Raw genomic sequence first — 19,677 nt, 5'->3', positions numbered from 1 at the left:
CAACCCCAATCTTGTGTAGCTTTAAATCTGTGACGCTAACATTAATGCTCAGCAAAGGACATTCAGGGCGGTCTTTAACGACTTTTAAGTTCATATGTGAATATTGGCGGCATCTTAGCCCGGTTATCACCGCCAAAGTGGCGTTCTGACAGGGTATTACCCCTGGTCTGTAAAAGTCAGCTAAGACTGTTGTGCAGAGTGTTGCTCGCCCACTTTTGGTAACGGCGCATAATGAAACCAGCCGGCGTAGCTATACAGCCCGGCAATCGCCAGTACCAGCCAGTGATACCACATAAAGGGCAAATAGGAGAGCGTGCTCACCCCCAGCGTGGTCGCCATAAATATGCCGCCATCACTCCAGGGGATCATTGGGGTGGTGACCGTGCCGCCGCATTCCACATTGCGCGACAATACCCGTTTGTCGATACCGAGCTGTTCATAGTTACGCCCGGTAATAGTGCTGGCCGTCATAATAGACACATAGGCCGCACCGCCCAGCGCATTGCCCAACACACCGCACAACATCGTCGATAATCCCAGCCGGCCAGTATTGGTCGCCCAGTTTTGCAGCGCATTGCATACCGTCGTCAGCACACCCACCGACGCCATCAGGCCGCCCAAGCCTAACGCCAGGATCACCAGCAATATCACAGACAACATCGACACAATGCCACCACGATTGAGCAAAATTTGTAAAAATTCCACGTCGGTGTTGATGAAATTACCGTTATAGAGCGCATCCAGGGCGCTAACCAGTGGTGTTTGCTCAAACACCACTGCCCACACCACACCCAGCAGGGCACCAAAGCAAATTACCGGAAAGGAGGGCAGGCGTAACATCAGCAAACCAATCACCACTAACGCGGGCAACAGCATGTACCAGCCAATACTGTAATGCGTGGCAATCGCGGCCATCACCTGCTGCGCTGTGCCGGTGTTGCCATCGTGCTCAAAGCCTAACCCCACCAGCAGAAATGCCAGGCAGGCAATCACGCAGGCAGGTACGCTGACATAAAGCATCGATTTAATATGCGCGATCAGGTTTACCTGACACATGGAGGCCGCCATCACCGTGGTATCAGACAGCGGCGAGAGCTTATCGCCCACATAGGCACCGGATATCACCACGCCCGCCACCAGCGCGAGCGGTAATTCAAACCCGGCGCCAATACCCATCATGGCGATACCCGCGGTACCCGCCGTGCCAAATGAGGTACCCGTGGCCAGTGAGGTAATCGCACAAATGATAAACGCTGCCGGCAGGAAAAGCGCCGGATCCATTACCGATAAACCAAGATGGATGATATTAGGCACAATACCGCCCGCCATCCAGCTACCAATGAGTGCCCCTACTGCGATCAGTATTAAAATGGCATCCATCCCCTGATTCACCCCGGCGATGGCCCCATTTTGCAGATGGTGGTACGCATAGCCCAAATATTTACCAAACCCCATCACCACAAACCAACAGGCAATAAATGCCAGTTGAATAGGCAGGCCAAGGCTATGCACGCAGATAAAGATAATGCCTAACAATAAAACAGTGAGGATTAAAATTTCGCTTAACGAGGGGAGCCGCTTTTGCTGCATAGGGCGCATCCATTGCTTGTCACGTGCGAAGCGCACGAAGATGGTATTCTGTATACTTTTTATCCCATAGCAGGTAGCCAAAGTAAAGGCAGTTTTTACTGCCTGGTCAAATACTCAACAACATCGTGCTGCTGACATTGTCTGGCAACGCTGATCACAGACTGGTGCTGGTGATGATTAAAGTGTTTGGCGTAGCCGGTATAGTTAAAATAGCGAAGCATCGCCAAATCACCGCGCCGGGCAGCGCCATAATAAAGGCGATACCGCTCTTTTTGATTCACCCGGGCCAGTAAACACAGCGGTATACAACACAAAGTCGCGGTGACTATGATAAGCAGCATTATCGCCTCCTGTTATCTTATCGCGCGCGCAGCTAATGGTGGCACGTTTCGACAGAGCTGGTCACCGTAATAGTTATTGGTAAAGTTACAATCTGGCGCAGGCTCAGGCATGGGGGCAGACTTACGATTTAATAGCTGTTTGATGATCTGGTTCATTGGTGTCTCTGCTTGGCTGTTTTCATATTTGGTAGTATGACCCTTACTGTCACGCACGAAAAACGGTTAAACCTGATTGCGTTGATTGCTTTTTTTGAACAAAAAAACGCATAGCAGGCAACCAGGTGGTGCTGAACACAACACGACTTTGGCTTAACTCACGCCCCGCTCCCTATTAAGGATTTACTCCTTTGCAAACCTCCCGATGTAAGATAATGTTAAAACTGATTATAATTTAACCATTGCATGGAACCTGAATGTTTTTCATAGCAGAGCTAAAACGACGGAACGTAGTCAAAGTTGCCAGTGTGTATCTGGTAACGGCATGGTTAATTCTGCAAATTATCGCGGTTGTCTCTCCTTACCTGAGTTTACCTTCGGTATTCGGTACCGTTGTCACCGTCGCGCTCATTATAGGCTTTCCGTTTGTATGCATTTTTGCCTGGGCCTTTGAGCTCACCCCCGAGGGCATTCGCGCCACCAGAGAGGTAAGCGAAGAGGAATCCATTGCCAGGCAGACCGGCCATAAAATAAACCATGTGCTGGTAGCGCTCATCGTTGTGCTGGTGGTGTATGTGGCAGTTGATAAACTTTGGTTATCTTCTTCACCTGCTATTGTAAAGGCAATAGAAGTGGTGGAAGCTGAAGAAGAGCAAAAAGTGAAAGTCCTCGCCGTGCTGCCCTTTTTAAATTTAAGCACCGAGCCGGATCAGGAAATCTTTGTAGATGGTTTAACCGAAGAATTACTCAATACCCTGGTGCGTATTCCTGAGCTCAAAGTGCTCGGCCGCACCTCCAGCTTTGCCTACAAAGGCGTACAAAAAGATCTTAAAGTTATCGCCAAAGAATTAGGCGCTGACTACGTTATTGAGGGCAGTGTGCGCAAAAGCCAGCAGAATTTGCGCATTACCGTACAGCTTATTGATGCCGCCACCGGCGCACACCTCTTTTCCGACAATTTTGATCGTAAGTTAGAAAACGTATTTGCCTTACAGGAAGACGTCAGCGATCAGGTGGCGGCAGCATTAAAACTGAATGTGGTACACCAAAATGATCGTTATGCGACGGCATTGAACCAATTAAATTATGTAGAAGTTGAACAACTCGTCAGGGCGAGGGCATTAACACATAAGCTAACCACAGATTCTATTAACCAGGCCAAGCACATATTGGATCCTTTGCTGGCAAAATATCCCGATATCTCTGCCATTCTGGGCTTAAGCGCCTATGTTGCCACGATGGAAGTCTCAATGACTGAAAATGTTAGTCTGAATGAAGCTGAAACTATTGCGTTAGCTGAGGCGGCATTAGAACTGGACCCGCTTAACCGTGACGCTTTATACACACTTGCTGTAACTTATGATGACTATTCACAATTAACTGATAAAGCACTACGAATTTATCAAAAAGCGATCCGTGTTTACCCTTATGATTTCTATTTTATTCATGCATATTTCACTAACCTGATAGTGAAAAAAACGCCTTGTGTAGAGCTTGATGGCTTTTATAACAGTCTGGAACTTGAAGGCCTGGAAGACAAATACAAGAACCGCCTTCGTTACTTTACGCTGGCCTGCTCCGCCCCAGAAGACGCTGAGCGGTATAAGTCCACTGTTACCACGGAAAATGTCGAGCGGTATATGGAGTACGTTGATCCTATGCAAACCTATAAATCCGTAGAGAAACGTTACCGTGAAAACCCAAATCAGCGAAATGCATTTTGGTACTATTATCTCCTTCAGGTACTCGGCGCTACTAATGATAGCAAAGCAGTCCTTGACGATATTGACTTGTCCAGCCACGGATATTGGGCAACCTATACATACACCGCCAGCTACTTTACTGACATTGAACTACCTGAAAAAAACTGGGGTGAACTGTGGCAAGCATTGGCGCAGAATAATTATTTTGCTATTTATATCGACGATGCACTGGCGCTTTTTGATATGGCGCAAAAACAGGAAAAACTGGCTCAATTTCGCCAACATCTTGCTGGTCTTACACCTCCTGACGTTTCAATTGAACAATTATATAATTTATACAGTTATGTAGAGATCTTATATAAGTTAGGCGAACACCAAAAAGCTATCTCAATTGCCAACGAGGCTTTGCGACTACTGGAGGAATATAAACACCTGTATCCGCGAGAATATGTATTTTATGGGCTTTCGAAGTACGAGTTTGCGCTGAATCTAACAACCAGGCGGTTTGATACCGCACAGCGGATACTGAATAACTACCCCGATAGATCCGAATTTGCCTGGAGGCATCTTGAACCAACACGCTACCTGTATAGAGACATCGCAGACCAACCCGTAGTACAGCAACTACTAAGCTCTATAGAGCAGGAAAGAACCAAACTGCGTGAAGAACTGAGTTTGCATTAACCGTGTTCTGAACGGTCAATCATAGAGGCGTTTTAATAACGCTTCGTAAGCCGCTTTATCCTGGCTTTTCAGTTTGGCTAAATCAGCTTCTATTGCATCCACCAGCGTTTTGTTTTTAATCGCTGCAATCTCGTCGGCCATAGCACGTAAGGCATTCACGGCATCACCGGGCTTACCATCGGCGATTTCCAGTACAGCATTGGTGAGTTTACCCAGTTGCTTACCGTAGCTGGCAACCTTGGTGATCACTTGCTTTTCCAGTGCGGCATTACCCGCGATATTAATGTCGTACTGGGGTGAAAACCAACTGGTCACCGGCGAAATATCTTTTACATCACCGCTTAACGGCATATTCCAGGCAAATGGGGGAAGGGCGAAAGGGTTAAACATGCCACACTCCTTATGAACGTTCGGGTTATAAGGAGTGTAGCGCCAAGCGGTTATTTTTAAACAACCCTGTCAGGGTAAATGAAATACCTGTTGCAGTGGCTGCGTTACCGGGCTGTTATCACTGTTGTGGGCCATAATATCGCCCATATACGCCCACCACTTCTGCATGATCGCTTTGGCAGGTAAATCATCCATAGTGTGTTCGCTACTGCGCCATAACACTGCAAATAGCTGTAGCGTATCGGGATGTAAAAAAATGGAGTAATCCTCTACGCCCGCTGCTTTAAGTTCGGTCACCAGCTCTGGCCAAATCTCATCGTGACGACGTTCGTACTCTTCTTCACAGCCAGGGTTAAGTTGCATGACAAAAGCGATCTTCTCCATTTTAAACCTCTTGATTGGTGTTAACTATTAATCGGGCATAGGGGTCAAGCTCAGTGGTACCGGCCAATGTTTTGCCGCTGAGCATATCGGTCGCGCCATTGGGTAACGAAACGGTTTTAGTCTCATTGAGCATATTAAGCACTATCCACAGCAGTTTACCCTGCGTGTTTTTTCGCGGCACGACTACCACACCCTCAGGTACATCAAAGCGCATTGTTACCCCGGCTTGTTGGGCATAATGCCCAATGAGCCGGTTAAGCATTGCAACGCTGTTATCCCCGTGGGGATGCGCGCCTAGCAATACCAGCTTACCTTTGCCTATCGGGCGCTCGGTGGCAAAGGCCAGCCCTTTGGCCCGGCCTTTGGTGATGGTGCCCACAACATTCGTGCCTGCTTTCGCTTTTACCGCGGCGCACCAACCGCTCAGCTCACTTTCCACTCCCAGTAATTCACCCTTGGCATCAGTGCCGGTAAGTGGTAATACATACTGGGTGCTCACACCGGCCATTTTCTCCAGTAAGCCAAGACCTGCCTCTACCGGTACGGTGTGTTCTTTACCGCGCGTACCGGTAACCGGCCCGGCAATCCAAATCCCGCCGCGCTGCATAAAGTCCTGCGCTCGGATTAAGAATGCCTCACTCACATAAGGCATAGCCGGGGTGATCAACAGCTTTAAGCCGTCTAAGGAGGCGCCCTCAAAGCGGGCCTCGCGATGCAAGCCTGAATCCAGCACCTGTTTATGCCACATTTCAATGATGCCCCGATAGCGAGCAGGAAAACCCGAACGCTTATCCAGTGACTCGGTTTCTAACATGGCTCTGGCATGGTCGGAATAGGTCACGGCCACTTCGGGTGTTATCAGCGTTGAATTGAGTAATGTTGGTTCAAGTTGCTGTTTAGCTTCACTGACTTTTTTAACTTCGTTATAGCCAATCGATGGTGCGTTCCAGGCACTTTTTACGGCGCTGTGGGGTAACTCTGCGCCAGTGCGTTGCTGACGCCATAACCAGTAACAAAACCCTTCTCCGCCGAGGGCATAAATCAAACTGGCCTCGGCCGCTAAAAAGCCTTCCGGGTGGATGGGCTGATGATTGCCCAGCCAGCCATTATGGGCCACACTGGTTTCCATGAGCCAGAAAGGACGGCCGGGGATGGCAGCGCGATATAAATCAGAACGAAACACCAGCGTCGACCATTGCTCAGCGGTGGGATAGGCATCGTAGGAGGCAAAATCCAGTGCCTGCATAGAGCGTTCGTGATGAATATTAAATGCCGGATTGTCGTTGTGCGTAATCGGCAAATCCGAAAACTCACGGATGACGTTACGCTGCGCCAGCATAAAATCCGCCACACTCTCGCGGCAAAAGAGTTTATATGCGGTGATGAGCGAGGCGTTATGCAAAAACGGCGTAGTCACCGGCGCGGGCACCTGTTCAAAATTATTGTAATGCTGACTCCAGATATGGGTGCCCCAGGCCTCATTGAGCTTGTCGATACTACCAAAGCGCTGTTTCAGCCACTTACGCCAGTTGGCGATCGCTGCATCGCTAAAATCTTCTGCCACATGGGCTTTCATTTCGTTATCTAACTGCCAGCCAATCAATGCCGGGTGGCGGCCGAGCTCATGGGACATCCGGCGAATAATACTAAAACAGGCTTTGCGCACGGCCGGGTGCTCATAACTGGCATGCTGGCGCGCGCCATGACTCATAACAGTTCCATCGGCGTTTTTATGGCAACGCTCGGGATGATTGTGGGTAAGCCACGCAGGGGGCGTTGCGGTAGGGGTACATAACACCACCGCTATACCGGCCGCGTGCATCTTGTCCATCACGTTTTTAAACAGCGAAAAGTCATAATTGCCCGGCGTGGTTTCCATGGTTGACCAGGCAAACTCGGCCATGCGCACCAGGTTTATCCCTAAAGAATGCATTTCGGCAATATCGGCGTCGACGTCGGCATCCGGCCATAGCTCAGGATAATAGGCCACGCCGTGGATAAGCTGGTTAATTTTATACGGTAATTGAGAGGCCGAAGACGCTGCCAGTGCGCTTTGGGACACCGGCGCCATGAAGGCACCCAGTGCAGCTCCCTTTGTGGCCAGACTAAAGATATCGCGTCTTGAAAATGAAGGCATAGTAAATCCTTTATTAACAGAAAAAAGGGCATCAAAGATGCCCTTGTTTTGAATTACGGAAGAAAAGAGTTCATCACTAGAACTGGTAAATCACACCTACCGAGTACTCGCGGCCAGACCATTGCAGGTCAGACAAACGGCGCGGGCCAGCGTTATACGATTTAACCTCACCGGTGAGGTTACGACCATCCACATAGGCGCGGAAGTCTTCGGTGATGTTGTAGATGAATTTGGCATCCATATAACCGGAGTCGTCAACAAAAACCGGGTTGCCAGAGCGGTCAGCCGGATTAATCAGATACTCGTCGCGGTAGTTATAGGCGACACGGAAGCTCCAGGTATCTGTTTCGTAAAACGCGGTAACGTTGTAGCTGTTTTCCGATTGTGACGGGAACGGCAGTTCGTTACCGGTTAACTGGTTAAACAAACCCACATCATCTGCCGTCATATGGGTGAAGTTAACCGCGCCGCCGAAGCCGTCAAATGGTTCTGGCAACCAGCTAAAGATGGTCGAGGCCTGCAGCTCAAAGCCTTTGGTGGTTACACCGCTACCATTGATTTTTTGGCGTACATCAAACAAACGTCCGTCGTTAAAGAAGTCCACATCAAAACGGGTAGTCGGGTCAATAACCCAGCTGTTGATATCTTTAACAAAGTAGGCACCGGCTATAATGGTGTCTTCATTGGGATACCAGTTCAGAGCAACATCGAACTGCTTGGCACGGTATGGCTCTAATGCAGGGTTACCTGCAGTACAGATATCACGTAAATCATCCAACTCGTTCCGCGAGGTACGATATATAGTACAGCGGGCGTTAACGTTAAGGTCGTTAATTTTAGGTCGTGACATCACTTTTGCGGTACCAAAGTACAACACCAGTTCGTCTTCAATGAGCGCTAAGTTCACGTTTAAGCTTGGCAGAAAGTCGTTGTACTCTTCTTCAACCGTTTTACGACCGTTAAAGGTATCCGGGTGATCGGTATCTTCGATACCTGGTAAAGGCTCGCCCGTCACAGGATCGGTTAACACGTTGCCGTCTTCATCTACCTGGTCGACGATAATCCGTTCAAATACGTCACCGTTAGACGCCGTTTGCGTTTCAACGTAGCGGGCACCCACGTTACCCCACAGGCGCATGCCGCCTATATAGGTTTCGAAGTTAGTTTGCAGGTAAATCGCCTGGGTATCGACCTGTACATCGTAATTGCCGGTGCGCACGTCTAAGTCCTGACGGGAGGTAAAGTCATTCGAGACCGCCTGGATAGCATCAATAAACGGATAGGTGTCTACTGCCTGATAATTGCCAATGGTGTCTACCCCCAGGCTGTAACCATCAAACAGGTCTGGCGACTGGAAGGTATTGCCGGTGATCAGGGCAATTTGATCCTCCATGGTCCATTCCATGGTTTCGCCGGTTTCAGGGTTTTCGTAGGTACTGCCCACATCACGAATGATGTTGTACTGGAAGCTAGCATTTTCGAAACCCTGGTTACGCACCTGCACACCAGCTCTGATGAGCGTCAGGAAGTCCGAATCCGGTATATAGGTCAGATCCAGCTTAGCCATGCCCTCGTCAGACTCATCCAGGCCGGGCGCATATTTATAGCGTGAACGGGAGCGATAGCTGGCCGGGTCGTTAACATCAAAGCCATCGGAGGTGTCCGTTGGATCATCGGGGTTAGGAAAATAGCCGGTATTAAAATCCCACTCCGGTGCGCCACGGCTATCCAGGTCAACCTGTACTCCGGCAACACCATTAGCGGTAATGTGGGTATCTCTTGAGTCAATATCCTGCTCGGCACGCGAGTAAGCAACCTGACCTTCCACTCTCCAGGCGTCCTTGCTGTATTCAAAGCCGGTCTCATACATTTCGGTGGTTTGATCCCAGCCAAATTCCAGAGTCCGGTTAGTGACTGTGGCCGCGCGGGTCTCGAAGTAGGTCACATTGTGACGGTCATCCACAATCACCGAATCCGGGTCGATGCGCGCAGCAGATTGCGACTCTAAATGCAGGTTTAAATCCAGTGCGTGTTTATCGCGGGTGTTGTGAGTGTAGCTTGCATGCGTTTGCAGGTTATCGGTTAGGCGATACTGCACAACCACGTTGGCACTTAAGCGGTCTTCTTCACGAGACCAGATACCATAACGTGGCAGCCGCGGTGAAAAATCAAACCACTGCTGCTCACAGGCGCCCTGATCAGCGGTATCGGCACAAGCGGCTTTATCGGTCACGTTGGCAAAATCTGCATCTTCAAAGGTTTTTTCCGGCGAGTTGTCGTAGTCGGCAAAGCGCGCCCACTCGGTATTACGCAACGCATGGATCATAGTATTTTTGGTAGAACCGGTAACGTTGACCAACACACCTAAATCGTCGTTATATTTGTACACCCCGGTAGCATTCCATTTATTGCTGGGGTCGTCTATCAGGTCGTTAAACTGGCCTTCGGCATTAACCGACAGGAAGTTTTCTTCAAATTCGTTGGGTCTGCGAGTGTTAACCTGTACGGTGCCGCCGATACCGCCTTCGGTAAGGCGTGCTTCTGACCCTTTGATAACATCAACCGATTTAACCAGCTCCGCGGCCATGTCACGAAAATCCACGGCCCGGCTACCGCCGAAACCCTGCGCAGAAACGTTGTTTACTTCAACGCGCAACAGGCCCGGCTCAACGCCGCGGATACTGATCCCCTGACCTTCACCAAAATCACGGTCCAGCTGTACACCAGGGATACGTTGTAGAGCTTCACCAACGTTTTTATCCGGGAACATACCGATATCTTCAGCAACTAATGAGTCGGTAATGGTACCGGCCATTTTTTTACGGTCTAACGCGCTGCGCTGGCTAAAGCGAATACCTTTGACTTCGATAACCTCGGTATCGTCGCCCTCGGCGTCTTTATCTTTTGCTTCGGCCGTCTGTTCTTGCTTGGCGGTCTGATTTGATTCTTGTGCCCATACTGGCGCACTGGCAAAGCAGGCACCGGTTAATAAAATGGTAGAAATACTGGTGGCAATTAATTTGCGCGACGTACTTAACGTACCTTGAGTGGCTGTTGTAATGTTGCGTTCCATGACGTTTTCCATAGTAACCTCGTTCGCTATTCAAAGACTGGTTTTCAACCAACCCGAGTAAACATTGTTTTAATATTTTGTTTACATCTGACTGCATGCTAGTGACTAATGCTGGTCTTCGTCAATACACTCCCATCAAAAACACTCATTAATACGCACAAACAATCATTTAATTTCATATATGGATAAATTACCACCGCCTCACTCCGTCTTTTGGCTTTTATACCGCCGCGGCAGCGCTACTTATGGCAGCCTCAAAAATGGCTTTCACGGTCGATGAAACCGGCCTATACAGCACAAAGCCCGCATTTGGGCGGGCTTTAAGCTGACTTCAATTGGCTTTTTCACAAGCGGCTTTATCAGCTTTTTGCAAGGCCTGTTGACTGCGCGGTAACGCCATTAACAACTAGGCCATGGCTGCCTGATTAAGCAGTTTGAGAATGCCGGTCACGCTTTTTTGGTCGGTACTTTCCAAAATCACATGCACAAACGGCGTGTTTTTTTGAATAAGGCCAAACAGATGAGCGTGATCCATTTCACCACTGCCAGATGGTAAATCGCCGGTTTTTACGCCATTTTCGTTAACAAAATCCTTACAGTGAATCGCCACTATATGGTCACCAAAACGCGCAAACGCCTCATCCATTAGCTGTTGTTGGGCGTCACACTCATCAAGCGGAAAAAAGTTAACCGGATCGTAAATCACTTTTACATTGGGTGAATCCACGCATGTCAGCAGGCGTTCCATGCGTTCATAGGTATTGATTGTATGGTGGTGAGCAACCCCCTCAATCCCCACAAATACGCCGTGTCGCTCGGCAACATCGGCCAGTCGGCGCACGCTTACAACCAACTCCTGAAACGCGGCCTCGCTGTGATTATCCGGATGATAGGTGCAGTCAGCATTACGCGAGCCGGTTTCGGTGCCCACAATCGAGCACCCAAAGTCACGGGCAAACTGCAGGTGTTCCTCGAAACGCTGCAGCGAGCGCTCGCGCTCAGCCGGATCGGGATGAATCGGATTAATATAACAGCCCAGCACCGCAATATTGATATTGTAGCGGCCAAATTCATCACGCACGTGGTTGGCAAAACCAGGCGTAATCTGGCCGGGACTGTCGCTAATAAACGGAAAGGATTTTGCCAGCGCCAGTTGCACGCAGCTGACCGGAAAACGGCCAATTTCGGCGGCGATCTCTGCCGGCGTGCCCTGCCCGTAATCGTGTGCTCTGACCCCTAAATTAATGGCATTCATTGACTGCCTCCATCGATAGTTTCCTCAACGCTCAGCCCAAGCATGGGGGCCAGACGCTCTGCAACCAGTTGTGCGGTGAATTTGGCCCCTCTGAGGCTGGTATGAGTGTGTTTGTCGGCAAACATGGCATCTACGGCAGCCGGCCCCATGGCGTCATAGCGGCTGGCAACCAGCTCATGCAAATCAATAAACGGCACCTGCGCCTGACGCGCAACGTGCTCAGCCCACTGCGGATAGCTGTTACTCGCACGGGCGATCCGGGTAGCGCTGTCATCCCACTTTTTGCGCGGTACAGGCGAGCAAATAACCGGTGTAACACCCCGGGATAATGCGTCGCCAATCATTTTCCGTAAATACCAACCATAACTGTGCACCGTTTCGGTTTGTCCGGTCAGCATGTTGTCGATCACGACTTCTTCATGGCCAATGCCTTTAATGGTGCCGCGGGCACGGCTGTCGTCATTGAGGGCCCCGGCATCGTTGTGACCAAACTGAATAACCACCACATCGCCGGGATTCATCATATTTAATGCGCGCTGCCAGTGTCCCTGGGTCACAAAAGTACGTGAGCTCAGCCCGCCAACGGCCCGGTTAACAATGTTAAGCGGTGGCTGGCCCAGCCACTCATCAATAAAGTCGCCCCAGCCCCATTGCCCGTCACGGCCATCACCCCAGCCATTACGAACGGTAGAATCCCCCACCATAAAAACACTTTTGCGGAATTTATCCGCCTTGACCGGCAAGCGCACAAACGACCAGTCATAAGCTTCTGTTTGTTGGCCTTGCTCAGAAAACAACGCCTCATCAAGCCCTGGCTTAATTCCTTTTAACCCGGCCACCACATGTTTGGCATGGAGCCTGGCGCCTTCGTCGTTATAGTGGGTGTGATCTTTGGGGTACAGCGACGCGGTGGCTTGCTGACCAAGTCGCTCAAGTTCGTCGGCAACGGCATTGGTTAAATCGATATATGGGGTGTCTGACTCCCAGGCCAGCTGATAAAGCCAGTAGCCATAATCACCGGATCCCCGCTCAATACGATGACTCATGCCATTGCGCTGCCAGAGGTTACGCACACTGAGCGAGACCAGTACCGGAGTCGCCCCTTTGGCTTTTACGTCATTCACCATCTGGCGAATATAATGGCCAAAAGAGAATACACGTTCTTGCTTGCCGGTGAGTTGGTTTTCGATATCGACAAAGTCATCACCAATACCAGCCAGTGTGCCCCGGGCACGACGATCGTCATTCACCGGACTACCGTCGTTGTGACCAAACTGAATAATAACCATATCCTCCGGCTGCACATCGTTGATAAGTTCCTGCCACAACCCTTCAGTGATAAACGTACGGCTGCTACGCCCCCCGCGAGCACGGTTATCAATAGTCACTTCGTCACTGAAAAACTGGCCGAACATTGCCCCCCATCCCTGATGGTCGGCGTTATTATAGGTCGCTGCAGTGGAGTCACCGGCGATAAAAATGGTAGCGGGTTGGCGTGTATCCTGCTCACTGGCGTGCAGCGCTGCCACACCAAGCAGGCAGGCCAGCGCTGCCAGCCACTGATAGGAAGAGAACCATTTCATAAAATATAATCCTTTGTTTGAGCATCGTTTAAAAAATAAATAGATGACAGCGTCAGCGGATAATCTCATTGTTGCTGCGCTGTGTTTGTGTATTGCGCCAGCGGTAACTGTTGTTGCATCGCCGCTTTTATCAGCATTTGGGCAAAAACATGTGCCCCCGCTTCATTGGAGTGGGTCCGGTCGTTCAGTACAAAATATGCCTGAGCCGCGTCTTGTCCCAGGGTTGTCACCCACTCGTGGGAGTGAGCCATTAAATCGATATAGGGAATACCCTGTTGCTGACTAATGGCAAGTAGCGCTGCACGAACATCCAGTTGTGGCCATAGATGTTGCTTACTCAGCGCAACGTTAACATTGCGTACCATGGGGGAGATGAGGACCGGTGATGCCCGGCGCTGTTTAATGTATTCAACTAATGCACTAATCCGCTGCGTGTACAGCTCATGAGAGGTGGTTTTATCGTTATGACCCAGCTGTATAAGTACCATGTCGCCACGGCGAAGCTGGGCGGCCACGGGCGCAAAAAGCGCGCCATCGATAACGTTGAATGCCTCACTGCCTTCACCGGAATCGGCATAATTGACTACCGCGATGTCATTGTTCAGATACGCGGGCAAAACCTGCCCCCAGCCACTGTAGCGTTCCCCAACGGGTTTATGCCACTGCGGGTTTTGATCACATACCGTTGAATCACCAAGAATAAACAGTCTTTTATAATCCGGCGCGCGGTTACTTGCTGCTGTGAACGGTGTTTGCGACGATGCAGCGGGCGCAACCGTTATCCGCTTAATACTGTCAAAACCTGCCGCAAACCATAATGTGAGGCCGGGTGTGCCCTGATAAGCGTCGGGTTGTATCGGTTGCCCATCAGGCTGACGGGTATTAACAATAAAGCTAACGGTGTCGGCTGCGCCGCTGATTTCGCTATCTGCCATTAACCGGCGTGATTCGGCGTATACGCGAAATGGGCCTGGAGTAGCAAACTCAATGTTTACCGCATAAAAAGCGGGTGGGTTAACGCCTTTAACGTCAATATCGCAGCGAACCGGTATTCCATCATTGTCCTGGCTGCATTGTGCCGCGAGTTCATCGGGCCCGAGTGCCACGCTCTGGTTGGCGTTATTACCGCTTTTGGCAACGGGCAAAGAGTGACTACAGGCAGTGGTAACGCTCACCATCAGTATTGTCAGCAAAGAATAAAGTGCTGTGTAGCGCACAGAATTGGTCATCCGCATTATGTAAAGCCAGATTTAATGTAATGTAAAAACATTAACACCCGGTCTTAACCTGTAAAATATGCGGCCGCCGATATGGTCCAAATATCAACAATTTATGTCATATTTGAAACAAACCAGAAAATTGCCGGGCGTTACAACAGCCTTGCCAGTTCCTGACGGGATATTTTCAATACTGAGCCATGCCGACTGCCTTGTGGCATATTGAGCTTATCGGTGAGGTTTTGCCAGTTTACGAAGTCACGGGTGCGCATAACACCAAAGCTATGGTCGATGTACTGGTCGTAATACACGTAATACCAGCCGCGCCATTTCACAATGGCGGGCCCCTCCACCCAGATCGCCGGCGGCGTAAAGGGTTTGTCAGCAATTTTCCACGGGCCGGTAATGGCTGAGGAGTGCGCCACCAGCAGGTTTTTAGCCGGCGGATAGCGGGTTTCGTCTTTCACTATCATGGTGTAGCCCGAGTCACTTTGTGTAATCGCGGCATCGATAACATTAAAATCAGGCTGATAAAATAACGCTGTGGGCGTGTAATGCTCAAAGTCTGTAGTGGTGGTGGCGTAGATCCGGTGATCCCAGCCTTTGTCGGCTTGCTTTTCGGTTTCCGGGTAGCGCCCCGGAATGGTCGACGCCCAGTAAATCCAGTATTGTTGAGTTGCCTCATCCCAGTAGATTTCCGGTGCCCAGGCATTTTTGGCGGTGGGGAAGTCAGCCATTACCGGTAAAAACTCTTGCTCACTCCATTCCAGCAAGTTGTCGGAGTGCGCCAGGCCAATACCACGGTCCTGCCAGCCGGCGGTCCATACCATATGAAAACGGTCATCTGGCCCGCGAATAATCACCGGGTCGCGCATGAGTTTGGTACCAACCTGCGGGCTGACTACGCTGGCGTCATCGTTTATGGCAATCCAGTTAACTGCATCCTCGCTGTACGCTAAGTGCAGGCCATCTTCACCGTTGCCACGAAACGAAGCAAACAATAACACTTCTTCAGCGTCTGAGGTGTCTTTGCCGGCGATTGATACGCACCCCCAAAGCAAAGTCAGGCACACAACATTTAATACTATAACTCGGTACACAGGCTCGGGACTCGTTGGTTTTATTCTAAAGGGATTCTTACCGATACAGCGAGATTGTCAAAACCTAAGCGCTGAATGTTTCAGATGAGAACAAAAAAAGCCACCCGGCTACTGCAGCAAGGTGACTTTTTATGGCTGGTGTTACAACAGCGTGCAACCTGCCACTATTTCAGTTCAGATAAAAAGAACTTATAGGCCGGGTTTTCGGTCACATCCTGGCAGGTGTAGTTCAGCGCTTCGACATGTTCATCAAAGGCTTGCCGACTGTCAGGTGGAATATCGAAACCGGCCAGCACCAGGCCTTCCGCGGCGCCGTGGTTACGGTAATGGAATAAGGTAATATTCCAGCGCTCACCCAGCGTGTTTAAGAAGTTAAGCAATGCGCCCGGGTACTCCGGAAACTCAAAGCTGAATACCACTTCGTTTAGTACCGTCGGTGGCCGCCCGCCAACCATATGGCGCACGTGCAATTTAGCCAGTTCGTTGTCGGACAGATCGAAACACTCGTAGCCTTTGTCATTCAGATCGCCGGTAATCTCAGCAAACTCAGCGCGACCACCGCGCAGTTTAATGCCGACAAAAATATGCGCTTCGTTTTCTGACGCATAGCGATAATTAAACTCGGTAATCGTGCGCCCGCCCAGACATTCACAAAACTGCTTAAAGGCACCCTGGCGTTCCGGAATTTTAACCGCGAAAACGGCCTCTTTTTGCTCACCAAGTTCACACCGCTCAGACACATATCGCAGGGTATGAAAGTTGGTATTCGAGCCGCACAGGATACCGCCGAGCTTTTTGCCGGTAATGCCATGTTGCTTAACGTACTTACGGATTGCCGCCACCGACATAGCGCCGGCAGGCTCAGCAATGACCCGGGTATCGTCGAAGATATCCTTAATGGCACCGCAAATTTCGTCGTTAGTGACGGTCATGATCTCATCGACATACTGATTGCAAATGCGGAATGTCTCACTGCCCATCACTTTAACCGCAACGCCATCGGCAAAAATACCCACCGAACTTAAACTGGTGGGTTCACCCGCTTGCTTTGCCGCCGCAAAACAGGCCGACTCTTCTGACTCCACCGCGATGATCTTAATCTCAGGCTTTAACTGCTTAAGATAAATCGAAATGCCGGCAGCCAGACCACCACCGCCAACGGCAATGAAAAGAATGTCGAGATGCGGGTTTTGCTCCAGCAATTCCCGTGCGATGGTACCTTGTCCGGCAATGACATCCGGATCGTCAAAGGGCGGAATTAAGGTATAACCATGCTCTGCACTCAGGGCTTTGGCATGGGCGCTGGCAGAATCAAAATTAGTGCCGTGCAATACAATGTTGGCGTTTTGGCCACCAAAGCGGCGCACCGCTTCAATTTTAATGTCTGGCGTGGTTTCAGGCATCACGATAGTGGCTTTAATGCCTTTCATGTTGGCCCCGTAAGCCACGCCCTGAGCGTGGTTGCCGGCCGATGCCGCAATCACCCCCGCCTGGGCCTGGGCTGGCGTTAAACTGGCGATGCGATTATAGGCACCGCGCAATTTAAAAGACTTTACCGGCTGCTGATCTTCGCGCTTTAAAAAAACATCGTTGCCCAACTCCGCGGTTAACCGCGACAGTGTTACCAGCTCGCTGTTAACGGCGACATCGTAAACCGGTGCCAGCAGGATCTTTTTAAGATAGTCGTGGTCGCTTACGGTCATAGATCTTCCAGTTTGGATGGGTCTCTTACTGCGCCTTTATCGGCACTGGTGGCCAGCATGGCAAAGGTTTTCAGCGACAACGACACTTCGCGCTGACGATCCACCGGCCGCCAGGGGCGCTCGCTGGCATCCATGGCAATGCGGCGTGCCGCCATTTCGGCATCGGTAATCGCCACATTGATGCTGCGATTAGGAATATCAATTTCAATGGTGTCGCCTTCCTGCACCAAACCAATACCGCCGCCACTGGCAGCCTCAGGCGAGCAGTGACCAATTGATAAGCCAGAAGTACCGCCTGAGAAACGCCCGTCGGTAATCAGCGCACAATCTTTACCTAAACCCTTAGACTTTAAATAGGATGTCGGATAGAGCATTTCCTGCATGCCCGGGCCGCCTTTAGGCCCTTCGTAGCGAATGATTACCGCATCACCGGCTTCGATTTGATCGTTAAGAATACCGGCTACGGCGTCGTCCTGACTTTCAAAAATACGTGCCCGGCCGGTGAATTTAAGAATGGATTCATCCACCCCGGCAGTTTTAACAATGCAGCCATTTTCGGCCAGGTTACCGTACAGCACCGCTAACCCGCCTTCCTGACTATACGCATGCTCAAGGTCACGAATACAGCCTGCGCTACGATCCGCATCGGCATCATCCCAGCGACAACTCTGGCTAAACGCCTGGGTGGTGCGAATACCAGCTGGGCCTGCGCGATAAAATTCAATGGCACTGGCATTCTCAGGGTTGGTGATATCCCACTCACTGATCACCTCGGCAATGGGTTTACCCAAAACATGGGCACAGTCACCGTGCAACAACCCGCCTTTGTTAAGCTCATTTAAAATGCCCAGCACGCCACCGGCGCGGTGCACATCTTCCATATGATACTGCGGGGTGGATGGCGCTACTTTGCACAAGTGCGGTACTTTGCGTGACAGGCGGTCGATATCGGCCATGGTAAAGTCAACCTCACCTTCCATAGCGGCAGCCAATAAGTGCAAAATGGTATTGGTGGAGCCGCCCATGGCAATATCCAGACTCATGGCATTTTCAAAGGCCTTAAAGTTGGCAATGTTGCGTGGTAGTGCCGTGGCATCGTCGTTTTTATACCAGCGCTCACACAACTCAACGATGAGTTTACCGGCATTTTTAAACAGCTGCTCACGGTCGGCGTGGGTGGCCAGCATCGAACCGTTGCCCGGTAACGACAAGCCCAGTGCCTCGGTTAAGCAGTTCATGGAGTTAGCGGTAAACATCCCCGAGCACGAGCCGCAGGTAGGGCACGCAGAGCGTTCAATTTCGTTGGAGTCATCGTCAGAGACCTTGTCGTCAGCGGCGGCGACCATCGCATCAACCAGATCGAGTTTAATCAGCTGATCAGACAGCTTGGTTTTACCCGCTTCCATGGGTCCGCCAGACACAAACACCACCGGCACGTTGAGGCGCATTGACGCCATCAGCATTCCCGGGGTAATTTTGTCGCAGTTAGAGATGCACACAATGGCATCGGCGCAATGCGCGTTAACCATGTATTCTACCGAGTCGGCAATGATTTCGCGCGAGGGCAGGCTGTAGAGCATGCCGCTGTGGCCCATGGCAATGCCATCATCCACGGCAATGGTATTAAACTCTTTTGCCACACCACCCGCTGCTTCGACACTGCGCGCAACCAGTTGCCCCATGTCTTTAAGATGCACATGGCCCGGCACAAATTGCGTAAAGGAGTTAGCAATGGCAACAATGGGTTTACCAAAGTCGCCGTCTTTCATACCAGTGGCACGCCACAGTGCGCGTGCACCAGCCATATTGCGTCCCTGAGTGGTAGTAGCGGATCGTAATTTAGGCATAAAAAATACTCTCATCCCCGAAGGGTGTCTGTTAGTTATAAACCGGTTTGAACCAGTTTCACTTAATTCGGTTTGGCCATTGATGCCAAAAACACAGTTAATCTTGTTATCTGCTTGAGGCTGTCAGTGTCCTGACCAACGCTGATGTCAATAATTCGCTGTCACTTTATCGCCCAACGCACCGGCGGATTTAAAAACACGGCTGCGGGCGACATTGCCGCGCTAACCCCACATCACACAGGCAGCAGACTAGTTTTGTACTCTTGCTCACAAATAATACATGAGGCGACAACAAGACCCAATGCATAGCAACACTATTCGCAAAACAAACAACATTTTTACCCGGCAACGGATTGTGAAGCCTGAGTACAACATAGTTACTACAAGGACACAGTGCGTCAATTTAGACGTCGCTGACAGATCTCAACGACAAAGATAAGTTCGGATTTTGGCTGGCTTCTGATAAAGGTTTTGGAGCCTGGCTGTAGCACCACCTTCTCAGGAACGGTAAGAA

Annotated in this window: 13 protein-coding genes; 1 reads left to right on the top strand and 12 read right to left on the bottom strand. The window is 50.4% G+C overall.

Annotation, left to right across the window (positions count from 1 at the left end; all coding sequences use genetic code 11):
- Window positions 1-180: 180 nt before the first annotated feature.
- Together nhaC and OIK42_RS00630 are read right to left on the bottom strand one after the other, a co-directional pair.
- The gene (gene nhaC, locus OIK42_RS00635) at window positions 181-1,590 is read right to left on the bottom strand and encodes a Na+/H+ antiporter NhaC (protein ID WP_273637624.1); all 1,410 of its coding nucleotides are present in this window, start codon (window positions 1,588-1,590) and stop codon (window positions 181-183) included.
- 95 nt (window positions 1,591-1,685) lie between these two features.
- Entirely contained in the window at window positions 1,686-1,931 is a 246-nt protein-coding gene (locus OIK42_RS00630) for a hypothetical protein (RefSeq protein ID WP_273637623.1), read from the bottom strand.
- Window positions 1,932-2,344: 413 nt separating this feature from the next.
- Here OIK42_RS00630 and OIK42_RS00625 point away from each other — a divergent pair, with 413 nt between their 5' ends.
- Complete coding sequence (locus OIK42_RS00625) at window positions 2,345-4,474, top strand: hypothetical protein (protein WP_273637622.1); 2,130 nt, start codon at window positions 2,345-2,347, stop codon at window positions 4,472-4,474.
- A gap of 15 nt (window positions 4,475-4,489) precedes the next feature.
- On the opposite strand, the gene OIK42_RS00620 is transcribed toward OIK42_RS00625, so the two are convergent.
- The 10 genes from OIK42_RS00620 to ilvD all read right to left on the bottom strand — a co-directional run bounded on the left by OIK42_RS00620 (window position 4,490) and on the right by ilvD (window position 19,163).
- Window positions 4,490-4,864 (bottom strand): hypothetical protein, encoded by a 375-nt coding sequence (locus tag OIK42_RS00620; protein WP_273637621.1) that lies wholly within the window; start codon window positions 4,862-4,864, stop codon window positions 4,490-4,492.
- A gap of 69 nt (window positions 4,865-4,933) precedes the next feature.
- The gene (gene rhaM, locus OIK42_RS00615) at window positions 4,934-5,248 is read right to left on the bottom strand and encodes an L-rhamnose mutarotase (protein WP_273637620.1); all 315 of its coding nucleotides are present in this window, start codon (window positions 5,246-5,248) and stop codon (window positions 4,934-4,936) included.
- Between the two features lies 1 nt (window position 5,249).
- A complete protein-coding gene (locus OIK42_RS00610) occupies window positions 5,250-7,385 on the bottom strand; it encodes a beta-galactosidase (RefSeq protein ID WP_273637619.1) in 2,136 nt (711 codons plus the stop codon).
- Window positions 7,386-7,461: 76 nt separating this feature from the next.
- Window positions 7,462-10,458: a TonB-dependent receptor gene (locus OIK42_RS00605; RefSeq protein ID WP_273637618.1), complete on the bottom strand. Its 2,997-nt coding sequence runs from the start codon at window positions 10,456-10,458 to the stop codon at window positions 7,462-7,464.
- 406 nt (window positions 10,459-10,864) lie between these two features.
- Window positions 10,865-11,713 (bottom strand): sugar phosphate isomerase/epimerase family protein, encoded by an 849-nt coding sequence (locus OIK42_RS00600; RefSeq protein WP_273637617.1) that lies wholly within the window; start codon window positions 11,711-11,713, stop codon window positions 10,865-10,867.
- On the bottom strand, window positions 11,710-13,296 hold the full coding sequence (locus tag OIK42_RS00595; RefSeq protein ID WP_273637616.1) for a rhamnogalacturonan acetylesterase: 1,587 nt from the start codon (window positions 13,294-13,296) through the stop codon (window positions 11,710-11,712). The genes OIK42_RS00600 and OIK42_RS00595 overlap by 4 nt, the downstream gene beginning before the upstream one ends.
- A 65-nt stretch (window positions 13,297-13,361) precedes the next feature.
- Entirely contained in the window at window positions 13,362-14,525 is a 1,164-nt protein-coding gene (locus OIK42_RS00590; protein WP_273637615.1) for a GDSL-type esterase/lipase family protein, read from the bottom strand.
- Window positions 14,526-14,665: 140 nt separating this feature from the next.
- On the bottom strand, window positions 14,666-15,613 hold the full coding sequence (locus OIK42_RS00585) for a glycoside hydrolase family 43 protein (RefSeq protein ID WP_273637614.1): 948 nt from the start codon (window positions 15,611-15,613) through the stop codon (window positions 14,666-14,668).
- 164 nt (window positions 15,614-15,777) lie between these two features.
- Window positions 15,778-17,316, bottom strand: coding sequence for a threonine ammonia-lyase, biosynthetic (ilvA, locus tag OIK42_RS00580; protein ID WP_273637613.1), 1,539 nt, complete (start codon window positions 17,314-17,316; stop codon window positions 15,778-15,780).
- Entirely contained in the window at window positions 17,313-19,163 is a 1,851-nt protein-coding gene (gene ilvD, locus OIK42_RS00575) for a dihydroxy-acid dehydratase (protein WP_273637612.1), read from the bottom strand. Before ilvD ends, ilvA begins: the two co-directional genes overlap by 4 nt.
- Window positions 19,164-19,677: the final 514 nt, after the last annotated feature.

The sequence above is a fragment of the Alteromonas gilva genome, from assembly GCF_028595265.1.
GTDB lineage: Bacteria > Pseudomonadota > Gammaproteobacteria > Enterobacterales > Alteromonadaceae > Alteromonas > Alteromonas gilva.
Note: the sequence above shows the minus strand (reverse complement) of the source record. Positions and strands in the feature narration are given on the sequence as shown.

What these genes read in the sequence shown, in the direction of transcription:
- nhaC (WP_273637624.1), bottom strand. Translation starts at nt 1,590, where the DNA reads ATGCAGCAAAAGCGGCTCCCCTCGTTAAGCGAAATTTTAATCCTCACT.
- OIK42_RS00630 (WP_273637623.1), bottom strand. Translation starts at nt 1,931, where the DNA reads ATGCTGCTTATCATAGTCACCGCGACTTTGTGTTGTATACCGCTGTGT.
- OIK42_RS00625 (WP_273637622.1), top strand. Translation starts at nt 2,345, where the DNA reads ATGTTTTTCATAGCAGAGCTAAAACGACGGAACGTAGTCAAAGTTGCC.
- OIK42_RS00620 (WP_273637621.1), bottom strand. Translation starts at nt 4,864, where the DNA reads ATGTTTAACCCTTTCGCCCTTCCCCCATTTGCCTGGAATATGCCGTTA.
- rhaM (WP_273637620.1), bottom strand. Translation starts at nt 5,248, where the DNA reads ATGGAGAAGATCGCTTTTGTCATGCAACTTAACCCTGGCTGTGAAGAA.
- OIK42_RS00610 (WP_273637619.1), bottom strand. Translation starts at nt 7,385, where the DNA reads ATGCCTTCATTTTCAAGACGCGATATCTTTAGTCTGGCCACAAAGGGA.
- OIK42_RS00605 (WP_273637618.1), bottom strand. Translation starts at nt 10,458, where the DNA reads ATGGAACGCAACATTACAACAGCCACTCAAGGTACGTTAAGTACGTCG.
- OIK42_RS00600 (WP_273637617.1), bottom strand. Translation starts at nt 11,713, where the DNA reads ATGAATGCCATTAATTTAGGGGTCAGAGCACACGATTACGGGCAGGGC.
- OIK42_RS00595 (WP_273637616.1), bottom strand. Translation starts at nt 13,296, where the DNA reads ATGAAATGGTTCTCTTCCTATCAGTGGCTGGCAGCGCTGGCCTGCCTG.
- OIK42_RS00590 (WP_273637615.1), bottom strand. Translation starts at nt 14,525, where the DNA reads ATGACCAATTCTGTGCGCTACACAGCACTTTATTCTTTGCTGACAATA.
- ilvA (WP_273637613.1), bottom strand. Translation starts at nt 17,316, where the DNA reads ATGACCGTAAGCGACCACGACTATCTTAAAAAGATCCTGCTGGCACCG.
- ilvD (WP_273637612.1), bottom strand. Translation starts at nt 19,163, where the DNA reads ATGCCTAAATTACGATCCGCTACTACCACTCAGGGACGCAATATGGCT.